The sequence below is a fragment of the Thioalkalivibrio sp. ALE28 genome (assembly GCF_000377425.1).
Lineage (GTDB): Bacteria > Pseudomonadota > Gammaproteobacteria > Ectothiorhodospirales > Ectothiorhodospiraceae > Thioalkalivibrio.
In genome coordinates this window covers 232,226-246,969 of sequence record NZ_KB898095.1, presented here as the reverse complement: position 1 = coordinate 246,969, position 14,744 = coordinate 232,226, and the positions used below count along the sequence as shown (strand labels likewise).

The 14,744-nt window shown below is 66.6% G+C and carries 13 protein-coding genes and 1 pseudogene; all 14 read left to right on the top strand.

Annotation, left to right across the window (positions count from 1 at the left end):
• A pseudogene (locus D105_RS0105060) lies at window positions 1-285 on the top strand (capsular biosynthesis protein CpsI); the annotation flags it as partial.
• A gap of 155 nt (window positions 286-440) precedes the next feature.
• Window positions 441-1,115 carry a type 1 glutamine amidotransferase domain-containing protein gene (locus D105_RS0105055; protein WP_026280412.1) on the top strand — a complete coding sequence of 225 codons (675 nt, stop codon included), beginning with the start codon at window positions 441-443 and terminating at the stop codon, window positions 1,113-1,115.
• A gap of 86 nt (window positions 1,116-1,201) precedes the next feature.
• Window positions 1,202-1,975, top strand: coding sequence for a TetR/AcrR family transcriptional regulator (locus D105_RS0105050; protein WP_018877709.1), 774 nt, complete (start codon window positions 1,202-1,204; stop codon window positions 1,973-1,975).
• 59 nt (window positions 1,976-2,034) lie between these two features.
• Window positions 2,035-3,144 (top strand): efflux RND transporter periplasmic adaptor subunit, encoded by a 1,110-nt coding sequence (locus D105_RS0105045; RefSeq protein ID WP_018865973.1) that lies wholly within the window; start codon window positions 2,035-2,037, stop codon window positions 3,142-3,144.
• Window positions 3,145-3,157: 13 nt separating this feature from the next.
• Window positions 3,158-6,256: an efflux RND transporter permease subunit gene (locus D105_RS0105040; RefSeq protein WP_018877708.1), complete on the top strand. Its 3,099-nt coding sequence runs from the start codon at window positions 3,158-3,160 to the stop codon at window positions 6,254-6,256.
• Between the two features lie 314 nt (window positions 6,257-6,570).
• On the top strand, window positions 6,571-7,992 hold the full coding sequence (locus D105_RS0105035) for a form I ribulose bisphosphate carboxylase large subunit (RefSeq protein ID WP_018865975.1): 1,422 nt from the start codon (window positions 6,571-6,573) through the stop codon (window positions 7,990-7,992).
• Between the two features lie 68 nt (window positions 7,993-8,060).
• Window positions 8,061-8,393 (top strand): ribulose bisphosphate carboxylase small subunit, encoded by a 333-nt coding sequence (locus tag D105_RS0105030; RefSeq protein WP_018865976.1) that lies wholly within the window; start codon window positions 8,061-8,063, stop codon window positions 8,391-8,393.
• A 162-nt stretch (window positions 8,394-8,555) separates the two neighbouring features.
• Window positions 8,556-11,501, top strand: a complete 2,946-nt coding sequence (locus D105_RS0105025) for a CsoS2 family carboxysome shell protein (RefSeq protein ID WP_018877707.1) — start codon at window positions 8,556-8,558, stop codon at window positions 11,499-11,501.
• Window positions 11,502-11,666: 165 nt separating this feature from the next.
• The gene (locus D105_RS0105020) at window positions 11,667-13,082 is read left to right on the top strand and encodes a carboxysome shell carbonic anhydrase (protein ID WP_018877706.1); all 1,416 of its coding nucleotides are present in this window, start codon (window positions 11,667-11,669) and stop codon (window positions 13,080-13,082) included.
• 17 nt (window positions 13,083-13,099) lie between these two features.
• The gene (locus D105_RS0105015) at window positions 13,100-13,351 is read left to right on the top strand and encodes a carboxysome peptide A (RefSeq protein ID WP_017940626.1); all 252 of its coding nucleotides are present in this window, start codon (window positions 13,100-13,102) and stop codon (window positions 13,349-13,351) included.
• Between the two features lie 4 nt (window positions 13,352-13,355).
• On the top strand, window positions 13,356-13,688 hold the full coding sequence (locus D105_RS0105010; RefSeq protein WP_017940627.1) for a carboxysome peptide B: 333 nt from the start codon (window positions 13,356-13,358) through the stop codon (window positions 13,686-13,688).
• Window positions 13,689-13,729: 41 nt separating this feature from the next.
• Window positions 13,730-14,029 (top strand): BMC domain-containing protein, encoded by a 300-nt coding sequence (locus D105_RS0105005; protein ID WP_012982275.1) that lies wholly within the window; start codon window positions 13,730-13,732, stop codon window positions 14,027-14,029.
• A gap of 31 nt (window positions 14,030-14,060) precedes the next feature.
• The gene (locus tag D105_RS0105000; RefSeq protein WP_012982276.1) at window positions 14,061-14,354 is read left to right on the top strand and encodes a BMC domain-containing protein; all 294 of its coding nucleotides are present in this window, start codon (window positions 14,061-14,063) and stop codon (window positions 14,352-14,354) included.
• A 69-nt stretch (window positions 14,355-14,423) separates the two neighbouring features.
• The gene (locus tag D105_RS0104995; RefSeq protein WP_026181393.1) at window positions 14,424-14,738 is read left to right on the top strand and encodes a BMC domain-containing protein; all 315 of its coding nucleotides are present in this window, start codon (window positions 14,424-14,426) and stop codon (window positions 14,736-14,738) included.
• The last annotated feature ends 6 nt before the right edge of the window (window positions 14,739-14,744 follow it).

Below are 14,744 nucleotides of genomic sequence, written 5' to 3'. Positions count from 1 at the left end.
TGGAGCGGGGCCGAGCCGGATTCCGCCACCAGTGCCGCGCCCTATCGGCTCTACAACATCGGCAACCACGAGCCGGTGGAGCTGATGCGCTACATCGAGGTGCTGGAGGACTGTCTGGGCCGGAAGGCCGAGAAGAACCTGCTGCCGCTGCAGCCGGGGGATGTGCCGGACACCTACGCCGATGTCGAGGCCCTGCGCGAGGATGTGGGCTATGCCCCGGCCACCCGCGTGGAAGACGGCATCGCCCGGTTCGTGGACTGGTATCGCGAGTACTACCGGGTCTGATTCCCGGGCGGGGCCCGCTGGATGGCGAGCCCCGCCCGGGCCTTCCTCCGCCGGACCTTACCTTGCCTTCGCGCACCCATGCAGCGGGTGGGTGCCAGGAACCTGTGACCTTCCGGTGAGTCCACCACAGACATGGACGCAAAGGAGGTATCGGGATGAGCCAGACAATACTGATGGTCGTCACCAGCCACGGCGAGATCGGCCCGGGCCAGGCGACCGGCGTATGGTTCGACGAGTTCGCCGAGCCCTATGATCGCTTTCGCAAGGCCGGTTTCGAGGTCAAGGTGGCGAGCCCGAAGGGCGGACCGGTGCCGCTGGATCCGAAGAGCCTGGAGGCCAGCCATCCGGGGTCGGCCGCCGTGGCGGCCCAGGAGGCCCTGGACGACACGATCGCACTCGATGCGGACATGCATCACGGGGCCTATGCCGCGATCTTCTTCCCTGGCGGGCACGGGACCATGTTCGATCTGCCGGACAACCCGCATGTGCAGCGCCTGGTCGCGGAGTTCCTGGAGAACGACAAGGTCGTGGGTGCGGTCTGCCACGGCCCGGCCTGCCTGGTCGGCGCGATGCTGGCCGACGGGAGTTCGGCGGTGAAGGGGCGCAAGGTGGCTGCCTTTACCAACAGCGAGGAGAAGGCGGTGCAGCTGGACAGCGCGATGCCGTTCCTGCTGCAGGACAAGCTCCAGGAGCTGGGTGGCGAGGTCGAGACCGCCGATGACTGGGCGGATCACGTGGTGGTTGACGGGAAGCTGGTGACGGGCCAGAACCCGCAGTCCAGCAAGAGTGTGGCCGACGCGATCGTACGCCTGCTGCGCGGGGCGGGCTGACCCTCCGCCAATGGGGCCGGGGCCAGGTCCCCGGCCTTTATTGGGCCGATTTGTGAATCCGGTTCAAAAATCGGCTTGGGTTCGATATGCTGCCCGCCATGAGCACCGAGGATCGCAGAAGGCGCGAGCGCGAGGCGCGCGAGGCGCTGTTTATCGAACGGGCCCATGAACGGATCCGCGAGGACGGGCTGCTGGGCCTGCAGATGTCGAAGCTGGCGGCGGATTGCGAGTACGCCACCGGGACCCTGTACCAGCACTTCGAGTCCCGCGAGGACCTGCTGGCGGCGGTGGCGGCGCGCACGACCCGGGAGCGGGCCGGGCGATTCCGGGCCATCCCGGGGCTGACGCTGGGCACGCGGTCGCGGATGCTGGCGATCGTTCTGACCGATATCGATTTCGCCGCGCAGAATCCGGACTACTACCGGCTTACCCAGTACCTGGTGACCGAGGTGGTGTGGGCGAATGTCTCGGTGGCCCGGCGCGAGGCGTTGCTGGAGGCGGGGCGTCCGATCAGCGAGGCGGTCCACGCGGTAGTGGCCGAGGCCCGCGAGCGTGGCGACCTGCCGCCGGCGCGGGAGATCTCCGAGGAGGAGATGGGGCTGGGGCCCTGGGCGCTGAACGTGGGGATGCAAAGCCTGGCCAATGCCCGGGGCCTGCTGGATGCCTATGACATCCATCGGCCTTATGACCACCTGATCCGCCATTTCCACGCCCTGATGACCGGCTGGCGCTGGGAGCCGCGACTGGATCCGGACGAGCCCGCGGTGGTGCGCGCCGAGACCGACCGTGTGCGGGCGTCGCTGCGCGCGGCCGGGATCGGCGAGCAGATCGCCGATGACGGCTCGAACGCGGCGGACTGACCCGACCGCGCATATTCATGACGCCGACGGGGGTCGCCCCGCCGGCCCGGGAGACTTCGATGAAGCGTTTCATCCTGATGCTGGTGGCGGTCGCCATCGTGCTGGGCGGTATCTTCGGCTTCAAGGCCTTCGTGGATCAGCAGATCGCGGAGTACTTCGAGGATATGCCGGAGCCGGTGGTCACCATCAATGCCGCCGAGGTCGCGACCGATACCTGGACCCCGCGGGTGCGCGCGATCGGCAGTCTGGAGGCGGTCCAGGGCGCGACCCTGAGCTTCGAGGCGCAGGGCATCGTGCAGGCCATCCATTTCGAGAACGGTGCCCGCGTCGAGGCCGGCGATCCCCTGGTGGATCTCGATACCACCCTGGACGAGGCCGAGCTGGAGAATCTGCGCGCGGCCGAGCGCCTGGCGCAGCGCGAGCTGCAGCGAGCGCGCGGATTGATCGAGCGCAACGACATCTCGGACTCCGAGTTCCAGCGGCGCGTGGCGGAGGCCGAGCAGGCCGCCGCCTCGGTGAAGGCCCAGGAGGCCCGCATTCGCCAGAAGAGCCTGCGCGCGCCCTTTGCCGGGGAGCTGGGCATACGCGAGGTGAACGTCGGCCAGTTCGTGGGTCCCGGCGAACCGATCGTGGTCCTCGAGGCCCTGCAGCCGCTGTACGTGAATTTCACCCTGCCCGAGCGGCGTCTGGGCGAGGTCGCCCTGGGGCAGCAGGTCGAGGTGGAGGTGGATGCCTTCGGTGATGCCTTCACCGGCGAGGTGACGGCCATCGAGCCGCGGGTTCGCGCGGCCTCGCGCATGTTCCGCGTGCAGGCCGTACTCGCGAACGAGGAGGGGCGTCTGCGTTCCGGCCAGTTCGCCCGCGTCACGCTGGATCGCGGCGAGGCGGAGGAGGCCGTGGTGGCGCCGCAGACCGCGATCCGCTTCGCCCCCTGGGGACAGTCGGTGTTCGTGATCGAGGAGGATGACGAGGGCCAGCTGCGGGTGGAGCAGCGTCTGATCGAGACCGGCGAGCGCCGGGGTGACCTGGTGCGCGTGCTGGACGGACTGGAGCCGGGCGAGCGCATTGCCGCCAGCGGGCTGCTGAAGCTGCAGAACGACACGCCGGTGGAGATCACCGAGGACGCCCAGCCCGACGCCGAGCGCGATCCGCGCCCGGCGAATCGCTGAGCGGGGCCCGGCCATGCGCTTTACCGACATCTTTATCCAGAAGCCGGTGCTGGCCACGGTGGTCAGCCTGTTCATCCTGCTGTTCGGGGTGCGCGCGGTATTCGATCTGAACGTGCGCCAGTTCCCCGAGGTGCAGAACGCGGTGGTGACCATCAGCACCGCGTACATCGGCGCCGATGCCGATCTGGTGCAGGGGTTTATCACCACGCCGATGGAGCGCGAGGTGGCCGAGGCCGAGGGGATCGACTATCTGGTCTCCACCAGCCGTGCCGGCATCAGTATCGTCGAGGCCCACCTGGAGCTGGACTACGACCCCAACGAGGCGCTCACCCAGATCTCGGCGCAGGTCGACAAGATCCGCAGCGATTTGCCGGCCGAGGCCGAGGACCCTGTCGTGGATCTCTCGGTCGGGCAGGACGTGGCGGCGATGTACATGTCGTTCTACTCCGAACGGCTATCGAACAACCAGACCACGGACTACCTGATCCGCGAGGTGCAGCCGGAGCTGGCCACGGTCAACGGGGTGCAGCGGGCCGAGATCCTGGGCGCCCAGAGCTTCGCCATGCGTGCCTGGCTGGATGCCGACCGTATGGCCTCGTTCGGCGTAACCGGGCGCGACGTTCGCGAGGCCCTGGAGCGCAACAACGTGCTCTCCGCCGTGGGGCAGACCCGCGGCTCCATGGTCGGGCTGGACCTGACCGCGGACACCGACCTGCAGCGCCCGGAGGAGTTCGAGCAGCTGATCCTGTTCGAGGCCGACGGCGACCTGGTCCGTCTGGGCGATGTCGCCGAGGTCGAGCTGGGCTCGGAGAGCTACGACACCTCGGTGCGTTTCAATGGCCAGGCGGCGACCTTCGTGGGCATCGAGCTGGCGCCGGACGCGAACGCGCTGGACGTGATCGCCGAGGTGCGTGACGTCTTCGACGAGCGCATCCTGCCGCGGCTGCCGTCGGGGCTGGAAGGCGAGATCGTCTACGACTCGACCGACTACATCCAGAGCGCGATCGACGAGGTGCTGCTCACTATCGGGCTCGCCCTGGCCATCGTCCTGGTGGTGATCTACCTGTTCCTCGGCTCGCTGCGCAGTGTGCTGATTCCCGCGGTGGCGGTGCCGCTGTCCCTGGTGGGCACCTTCATGCTGATGCTGCTGATGGGGTTCTCGCTGAACCTGCTGACGCTGCTGGCAATGGTGCTGGCGATCGGCATCGTGGTGGATGACGCGATCATCATGCTGGAGAACATCTCGCGGCATATCGAGGAGGGGATGTCGCGCATGGATGCGGCGATCCAGGGTGCACGCGAGCTGGCCTGGCCGATTGTCGCGATGTCGACCACGCTGGTGGCCGTGTTCCTGCCCCTGGGCTTCATTGGCGGGCTGACCGGGACCCTGTTCATCGAGTTCGCCTTCACCCTGGCGGCGACCGTGGTCATCTCCGGGATCGTCGCGATCACGCTGTCGCCCATGATGTGCTCCAAGATCCTGCGCGATGGGGCCGTGGAGAGGCGCGGGCGCATCGAAAGCTGGCTGGATGCGCGCTTCGAGTCCCTGCAGGGCCGCTATCGCCGGCGCCTGCATGGGGCGCTGAACGACCGCTTCACCATTGCGGTGTTCGGGGCCATCGTGCTGGTGTCCTGCTACTTCCTGTTCGTGACCTCGCAGAGCGAGCTGGAGCCGCCGGAGGACCAGGGCTTCGCGTTCTCCATCATGGAGGGCGATGCCTACATGGGCCTGGACTGGCTGGAGCGCAACACCGCGCTGACCGATCGCTTCTTCGACGAGATCCCCGAACTCGAGAACATCTTCATCGTGAACGGCTTCGGTGGGGGCCCGGGCATCGCCGGTGCCAGCAACCAGGCCCTGGGTGGTTTCGTGCTCGCGCCCTGGGATCAGCGCGAGCGGGATACCGAGACCATCCTCGAGCAAGAGCTGCAGCCGCGTCTGGACCGGATCCCGGCGCTGGAGGTGTTCGCCATCCAGCCGCCGCAGCTGCCCACCCCGGGCGATGGCGCGCCGGTCAGCGTGGTCCTCGGGTCGACCGGTTCGTTCGAGGAACTGGAGCAGTTCGCCAGCGAGATCCAGGAGCGTGCGATGGAGACCGGGCGCTTCATCTTCATGGATACCGATCTCGACTTCGACCAGCCCCAGGTGGATCTGAAGATTGACCGCGAGCGCGCCGCGCAGCTCGGCATCGACATGGCCACGCTGAATGCCGATCTCGCGACCATGCTGTCCGGTGGGTTTGCCGGGCGCTTCGCGATGGAGAACCGCAGTTACCGCGTGATCCCGCAGGTGCAGCGCAGCGAGCGCCTGAACCCGGAGCAGCTGGAGGAATTGTTCACCCGCACCCGCGATGGCGAGCCGATCCCACTGTCCAGCATCGTGACGCTGGAGGAGACGGTGACCCCGCGGTCGCTGAAGCGCTTCCAGCAGCTCAATGCCGTGACGCTGTCCGGCGTCCCGCGCCCGGGGGTGACCCTGGGTGAGGCGCTGGACATCATCGACGAGATCGCCGCGGAGGTCCTGCCGCCGGACGTCAGTGTCGACTACGCCGGCCAGTCGCGGCAGCTGAAGGCCGAGGGCGGGGACCTCGTGGTCACCTTCTTCTTTGCCCTGCTGGTCATCTTCCTGGTCCTGGCGGCGCAGTTCGAGTCGTTCCGCGACCCGCTGATCATCCTGACCACGGTGCCGATGTCGATCGCGGGGGCGTTGATCTTCATCAGCCTCGGGGTGACCTCGCTGAACATCTATACCCAGGTCGGCCTGCTGACGCTGATCGGACTGATCGCCAAGCACGGCATCCTGATCGTGGAGTTCGCCAACCAGCTGCAGCGTCAGGGGCGCAGCCTGCGCGAGGCCATCGAGGAGGCCGCGTCCCTGCGTCTGCGCCCGATCCTGATGACCACCACGGCGACGGTGGTGGCTATGGTGCCGCTGCTGATGGCCGCCGGGGCTGGCGCCGGCTCGCGCTTCGCCATGGGGCTGGTGATCGCCAGCGGCATGGCGATTGGCACGCTGTTCACCCTGTTTGTGGTGCCGGCCATCTACCTCTACCTGGCCCGTGATCACCAGGCGGCCAGCGGCGCCGAGCCCGCTGCGGACGCCGCTTCCTGAAGCCGTCCGCCCCGACCCGGGCGTCGGGGTCCGGGCGGTCGGTGAAGCCGTCTGTGCAATCCGTCGCGACAAAGGCATGCACGGACTACGGTCTTGGACTACAATCGCAATCCGCATTGCGGCGCGAGCGACGGATTCCGGTCTGGCCGCGCCGCTGCGAACCGAACCCCTGCCGGTCAGCGGCCCTCCCGCTGCCCGGCTTTTATATAAACGATAGTCTATTGGTCGTATCTAGATTATTTATTTGTTATTAGTGATTGCCCTCCCTAATCTAGTCGACCGTCACGATTAACCAACGCGTAGGAGAAAGCCACATGGCCGCCAAGAAGTACTCCGCGGGTGTCAAGGATTACCGCGAAACATACTGGATGCCGGAATACATGCCGCTGGATACCGATCTGCTGGCATGTTTCAAGATCACCCCGCAGCCGGGCATCGACCGCGAAGAAGCGGCAGCCGCTGTGGCGGCCGAGTCGTCCACCGGTACCTGGACCACGGTGTGGACCGACCTCCTGACCGACATGGATTACTACAAGGGTCGGGCGTACATGATCGAGGACGTCCCGGGTGACGACGAGTCCTTCTACGCGTTCATCGCCTACCCGATCGACCTCTTCGAAGAAGGCTCGATGGTGAACGTGTTCACCTCGCTGGTCGGCAACGTGTTCGGCTTCAAGGCCATTCGTGCCCTGCGCCTGGAAGACGTGCGCTTCCCGATGGCCTACGTGAAGACCTGTGGTGGTCCGCCTTCCGGTATCCAGGTCGAGCGCGACAAGATGAACAAGTACGGTCGTCCGCTGCTGGGCTGCACCATCAAGCCGAAGCTGGGTCTGTCCGCGAAGAACTACGGCCGTGCCGTGTACGAGTGCCTGCGTGGCGGCCTCGACTTCACCAAGGACGACGAGAACATCAACTCGCAGCCGTTCATGCGCTGGCGTGATCGTTTCGAGTTCGTGCAGGAAGCGACCGAAAAGGCCGAAGCCGAAACCGGCGAGCGCAAGGGTCACTACCTGAACGTCACCGCGCCGACCCCGGAAGAGATGTACAAGCGTGCCGAGTTCGCCAAGGAGATTGGCGCGCCGATCATCATGCACGACTACATCACCGGCGGCTTCTGCGCCAACACCGGCCTGGCCAACTGGTGCCGCGACAACGGCATGCTGCTGCACATCCACCGTGCCATGCACGCGGTGCTCGACCGCCATCCCAAGCACGGTATCCACTTCCGTGTGCTGGCCAAGATCCTGCGCCTGTCCGGTGGTGACCACCTGCACACCGGTACCGTGGTCGGCAAGCTGGAAGGCGACCGCGCCGCGACGCTCGGCTGGATCGACCTGCTGCGCGAATCCTTCGTGCCGGAAGACCGCTCGCGCGGCATCTTCTTCGATCAGGACTGGGGCTCCATGCCCGGCGTGTTCGCCGTGGCCTCCGGTGGTATCCACGTCTGGCACATGCCGGCCCTGGTTTCCATCTTCGGCGACGACTCCGTGCTGCAGTTCGGTGGCGGTACGCTCGGCCATCCGTGGGGCAACGCCCCGGGTGCGACGGCCAACCGCGTTGCGCTGGAAGCCTGTGTGCAGGCGCGTAACGAAGGTCGCGAGATCGAAAAGGAAGGCAAGGAGATCCTGACCCAGGCCGCCCAGCACAGCCCCGAGCTGAAGGTGGCGATGGAGACCTGGAAGGAGATCAAGTTCGAGTTCGATACCGTCGACAAGCTGGATACCCAGCACAAGTGATCGCCCGAGTGCGGGCGGCCTGACGGGTCGCCCGCGCCCTGACAGAACAAGAGCATAGGATTACCGACATGTCCGATATTCAGAACTTCAAGCCGGTACAGAAGTACGAGACCTTCTCCTACCTGCCCGAGATGAACGCCGACCAGGTGCGCAAGCAGATTGAATACTGCCTCGCCCAGGGCTGGAATCCGGCCGTGGAATATTCCGAGAAGGAAAACGCCATGTCCCATTACTGGTACATGTGGAAGCTGCCGTTCTTCGGCGAACAGTCCGTCGAAGCGGTCCTTCAGGAAATCGAAGAATGCCGTCGCTCCAACCCGGGCATGATGGTGCGCTTCATTGCCTACGATAACTACGCCCAGAGTCAGGGCATGGCCTTCGTGGTCGACCGCGGTCGTTAAGAGAGACCCCGGTGTCTGCCGGGCCCGGCTGCGGGCCCGGCAGTTCAGTTCAGCGTTATTTACCGTTGCTGCCGCCAACTGTAAGGAAGTGCCATGAGTAATCCGACATCTGCGTCTGAAGGTCTCTCGGGGCGCGAACGTGCCCTGGAACGGCGCAAGGCCATGTCTCGTAATGGCAAGGCTGCCGTGAAGTCGACCGGCCAAAACAAGGGGAACAGCCGTTCCGCCGCGGCCGCGCAACAGGCGCGCCAGGCGAAAGCGGAACCCGCCCCGGCACCCCAGGCGCGGGAGCCGGAGACGCACTCCAGCGAATCGTCGTCGCCGGTCTCCTTCGAGACCCGCGACACTACCCCCGAGCGCCGCCCCGAGCCGGGCGCGCACGCGGGTGCCTCCAACGGCCGGCAGGCCGCCCTCGAGCGCCGCCAGAAGATGGCGCGCCAGGGCAAGAAGGCCGTGGGCCGTACCCATACGCGAGCGCAGGCCTCCGGTGGCCTGGCGCGCGCCGGCGCCGACCGTTCACGCCAGCTCGAAGCGCTGGCCCAGTCGCAGAACGTCGAGGTCGACTGCTCGAACATGAGCGGCCGCGAGATCTGTCGGCTGCGTCGTCAGGCCCTGTCGACCGACGGCAAGAAGGCCATGGCGCCCGAGCCCCGGCGGGAAGACCGCATCAAGGGCACCGAACCGACCGCTTTCGAGCGCAGCGATGCGAAGAAAGACTGCGGCTGCGGCTGCAAGGGCGAGAAGTCCGGGCGTGAAGAGGCCCGCGACACGGCCCCGTCCCAGGAGAACGCCGTGGTCGAGAGCGGTCTCGATCAGCTGTGCGAGAAGGTCGAGTCCGGAGGCGAGGCCGCCGGTCCGCACCCGATGATTTCCGAGGTCCGTGCGATCTGCATGGCCCGCCGCGATGCCATGGCGCAGAACGGCAAACAGGCCCTGCGTCGCCGCTTCAAGAGTGGCCAGGCCCGTGGCGCGCTGCCGCAGGAAGGTGCCTGGAAGGCCGCCAAGCGCAAGGGCATGTCCACGCGCGAGGTCGCGCGCCAGCGGCGCGAGGAACTCTGCAAGCTGGGGCGTGGGTCCTCCGAGCCGGGCCGCCCCTGTGGGCGCCCGCGTCCGGCCGAGGGAGACGCACCCCCGAAGGTCGAGGAAGGCACCACGCTGGCGGGCAGCCACGTGAGCGGCACCCAGGTGGAGCGTACCTCCCATGTGACCGGCACCGAGGCGGGCAGCTGCTCGTCGATCACCGGTACCGAGTACCTGGGCCTGGAGCACTACGAGCGCTACTGCGGCGTGCGCCCGGCGGGCAATCCGCCCAAGGTCGGCACCTCGCATACCTCCCATGGCCAGTCCGTGAGTGGGACCGAGGTCGGGCGTTCGACCCGCGTGACGGGTGACGAGCGGGGTTCCTGCGAGACGATCACCGGTACCGAATACCTCAGTACCGAGCAGTACGAAGGCTTCTGCGGCACCCGTCCGCAGGCGGGTCCGACGCGCACCAGCGTGATGGTGACGCGGCACGGTGAAGGTGTGTCGGGGACGTCGGTCGGGCGCAGCCCCAAGGTGACCGGCGACGAGTCCGGGTCCTGCCGCGATGTCACCGGTACCGAGTACCTGAACACCGCCGCCAGCGAGGTCCCTTGCAACACGGGAAAGCCGAACGGAGCGCCGATGAAGGTCGGCGTCATGCATACCCTTCGCGGTCGTGAACTGACCGGTACCGAAGTCGGGCGCTCCGTCAAGGTCACGGGTGATGAATACGGCAGTTGCAAGCCGGTTACCGGAACGGAATATCTCGGCACCGAACAGTTCCAGGGGTTTTGTGGTACCCGCCCGGAACCGGCGCCGGCCAAGGTCCAGGAGTCGCACACCATGGAAGACCAGAGCGTGACCGGCGTGGCCGTGGGCCGCAGCCCCAAGGTCACCGGCGACGAGAGCGGTTCCTGTGCCTCGCTGACCGGTACGCCGTACTACAACAAGTCCGACTTCGGGGATCTTTGTGATCGCCCCGCAGCCGGAGGCGTGCCCAAGGTCGGCGTGATGCATACCCTGCGCGGTCGCGAGGTGTCCGGTACCCAGGTGGACCATTCCATCCACGTGACGGGTGACGAGTACGGCGGCTGCAAGCCGATCACCGGCACCGAGTACGCCGGCTCCGAGCACTATGACGCCTTCTGCGGCGGCCAGCGTCCGGATGCGGCGCCGGAAAAGGTGACGGTCGGTCGTACCTGGAACCAGCAGTCGGTGTCCGGCACTGCGGTGGGTCGTTCCGCCCGCGTGACGGGTGACGAATACGGCGCCTGCAAGCCGGTGAGTGGCACGGCGTACATCGGGCCCGACCAGTACGACCAGTTCTGCGACACGCAGGATGCCCGGGTCGCCGAGTCCCGCGTGGCCGAACGTCATTCGACCCCGGCGCATCCGGTCTCCGGAAGCCAGCCGGGCTACGACGCACGCGTGACCGGTACCGAGCGCGGTGCCTGTCAGGACGTCTCCGGTGCCCCGTATGTGGGTGCCAACGAGTTCGCCCAGACCTGCGCCAGCGCGGCCGGCAGTCTGCATCCCCGTCTGCGCCCGGAAGGGATGCAGGCTGCGGCTCCGGCGCAGCCGGCACCGCAGGTTGCGGAGCGTCCGATGCCGAATGCCGGGTTCAGCGTGGCGACGCCGGCGCGGTCGGCAGCGGAACGCCGCGAGCGCGTTACCGGGACGGCCTATGGCACGAGCGGGCGCCTGACCGGTTCGATCAACAAGGCCATGGGGCTGGTCTCTGGTACCGAGGAGTTCCGCTACAACGGCGGCCAGCAGGCCGTCGCGGCGGCCCCGGTGGAGGAAGGTCAGAAGGTCGGGGCCGACCGAGTGACCGTGAACGGCAGCAGCAACGGCGTATCCATTACCGGCGATGACTGGCAGCGCGGCGACCGGGTCACCGGCACCGAGGGCTTTTCCACGCGCCGCAATGCGACGCAGAAGGGCAATCCGCGCGGCGAGGGCCGCAGTGCCTACGTGAATCGCGAACTCGAGCGCAAGGACGTGCCGCCGAGCAAGATCACGGGTTCCTCCGGGAACAGCGACGCCGGTTCCCTGGTGACGCTGTCCGGCGGGGCGCGCGGCTAAGGCCGGGCGAGGGCACAGGACGCCATGGTGCGAGGTCGTCGCAAGAACAGCACCCCGGGCTCGCGGTTCGCGAAGTCCCGGGCGGTGGCTGCGCGCGCGGCGTCCCCGGCGCCGGCGGCACCCGTGTCCGCAGTGCCATCGGCGGCCCCCACCGGCTCGTCCGGTATGGAGGCAACGCGCGAGCTGCAGCCGGGCCACCCGCTGGCGGATGTGGCGATGAACGAGCGGCTGCATGCCTTCGAGCGGGGGTTCCGCGAGCGCTTCGCGCAGCTGGTGCCGGTCCTGAAAGAAGTGCATGCGCTGCAACACGAGCGTGACTTCGAGGACCGCGCCCAGGCGATCGTGCAGGAGCAGCTGGGTTACCGCCTGCCGGAGAAGGCGCTGGAAGACGCGTGGATCAACGACCTGGACACCCGCGAGCTGTACCTGCACGGGACGTTCGAGTTGTTCGACCAGGTGGTGAATGAGTACTGGGCGGGTCGCGATGACCTGGTCGCGGAAGCGGAGAGCGCGATTGCGTATTTCCTCGACTGCGACTTCCACGAGGTGGACATCTCGCCCTGTTCCGATGGCCGTCTGCTGGGCCTGCGGCGCTTCATCCTGCGCCTTCCGGATCTGGCGGTACGGGTGAAGAGCTATGCCGGCGCGCAATTCGACATCGAGGAGGATGTGCGCCACTGGACCAAGCGCGAGTTGCTGCGCTTCCGCGAGGGGCGGCCGACGACGGCCGATGTCCCCAGCCGTTATCTGAAGATCGCGGCCTACCACTACAGTGGCGCGGATCCGATGCACCAGGGTTGTGCGGCGCACGGGAACAGCGAACGGGACGCGGCGGATGGCGCACTGCACCAGCTGCGCGCGTTTCGCCAGGCGATCGAGAACACCTACTGCTGTGGGGCCTCGGTCGACACCCTGCTGATCGGCGTGGATACGGATACCGATGCGGTGAAGATCCACATCCCGGACGCCGACACGCGGATGAGCCTGTACCGCTTCGTGGACAGTGCACAGCTATACCGCGAGACGCAGGGACTGGACGAACAGGCGGCGTCGCTGCGGGTGTACCAGGCGATTCAGGACACGATCCACCAGCAGGGCTGGGGACGCGGGAACGGGGCCCCGCACGAGGGCATGCTGCGGCTGATTTCGCGGCTGCTGCTGAACAATATCTCGCAGCTCGACTATGTGGCGCGTTACCACGGCGGGCACTACGCCGACGTGGGCCACCGCGAACGCGTGATCATCGTCGGCCAGGAGATCGAGGAGATGCAGGTGCGCAACTTCGCATACTTCGCGCACCTGGAGACGATGGAAGAAGGCTCCGAAGGGACGGACGTCGGGGTGAACAAGATTTTTCGGAAGTTGAATGTCGAGCGCGGCCTGCCGGTGCCGGTGGTGATCCATTACCGCTACGACCGCAAGGTGCCCGGATCGCGGGAACGGGTGGAGGCACGGTGCCGTCGCATCCGCGACCAGATCATGGCTCGCTATCGGGACCTCGCCGAGAAGGGCCTGATCGGCTGCCATATGGTGATCCGCGACAAGCGTAGCGGCAGCCGACTGGAACCGCTGGCCGCCTGACGCACACGGGAACGGGAATGAAGATCTGCAAGGTTGAGAAGACGCTGGTTTCGACCAACCGCATCCGCGATCTGGGGCACCGGCCGTTGCTGGTGGTTCAGGAAAAGGCCGGGGGACCGCGTACGGTCGCGGTGGACGCGGTTGGCTGCGTACCCGGTGACTGGGTGATTGTGGTGGGGAGTTCGGCGGCGCGCGAGGCGGCCGGTGACAAGTCCTATCCCAGTGACGCGACGATCGTCGGGATCATCGATTACTGGGAGGAGCAGTAGCTCCATGGAAATCATGCAGGTGCAGGACGAACTGGTGGTGACCCGTCGCGTGGACGGGCTGAAGACCATGTCGCTGCGCGTGCTGGTGGACCAGAAAGGGGCCCTGAACGTGGCGGTGGACACGGTCGGGGCGCATCCGGGCAACTGGGTGTTCACCATCAGTGGCTCGGCCGCGCGCTACGCGCTGGACGACAACAGTATTCAGACCGATCTGACGATCGGCGGCATCATCGACCACTGGGACGATGGTGGAAAGAAGACGGAAGGGTCGAAGGACGAGGCAGGACGAGACCAGACCGATGCACAGCGCTCTGCTGGTTCCCGCAAGGCGGCGTGAGCGTCATTTTTTGAAAAACTGTAACTCCAGGAGAGAAGACAATGGCAACTGAACGTTTTGGTGTGGCGCTGGGCATGATCGAGACCCGTGGTCTGGTGCCGGCGATTGAAGCCGCGGATGCGATGACCAAGGCCTCCGAAGTGCGCCTGATCGGTCGTCAGTTCGTGGGTGGTGGCTACGTGACCGTGCTGGTCCGTGGCGAAACCGGTGCCGTGAACGCCGCCGTGCGCGCCGGTGCGGATTCCTGCGAGCGTGTGGGTGACGGTCTGGTGGCCGCGCACATCATCGCCCGCGTGCATTCCGAAGTGGAAAGCATCCTGCCCGAGCAGGTTGAAAAGTAATTCATCTGTAACGCTTGATAGGAGTTGAGTAATGGCTAGCGAAAACTTTGGTGTGGCCCTCGGCATGATCGAGACCCGTGGTCTGGTGCCGGCGATCGAAGCCGCCGACGCGATGACCAAGGCCTCCGAGGTGCGCCTGATTGGTCGTCAGTTCGTGGGCGGTGGCTACGTGACCGTGCTGGTCCGTGGCGAAACCGGTGCCGTGAACGCCGCGGTGCGTGCCGGCGCGGATTCCTGCGAGCGCGTGGGTGACGGCCTGGTGGCCGCGCACATCATTGCTCGCGTCCATTCCGAGGTGGAAAACATCCTCCCGGAAAAGCCGTAACTCGCGGTAGTCGAACGCCGTCGGGTCCCGCTGGGGGTCCCGGCGGCTTTTTTCAAGAAGAGGTAGATGATGGCTAGCGAAATTTCTGGTGTGGCCCTTGGCATGATCGAGACCCGCGGTCTGGTCCCGGCCATCGAGGCCGCGGATGCGATGACCAAGGCCTCCGAAGTGCGCCTGATCGGTCGTCAGTTCGTGGGTGGTGGCTACGTGACCGTGCTGGTCCGTGGCGAAACCGGTGCCGTGAACGCCGCGGTGCGTGCCGGTGCGGATTCCTGCGAACGCGTGGGTGACGGCCTGGTGGCCGCGCACATCATTGCGCGCGTGCATTCCGAAGTGGAAGGCATCCTGCCGACGGCCCCGACCGCCAGCGGTTCGGCCAGCTGAGGCGAC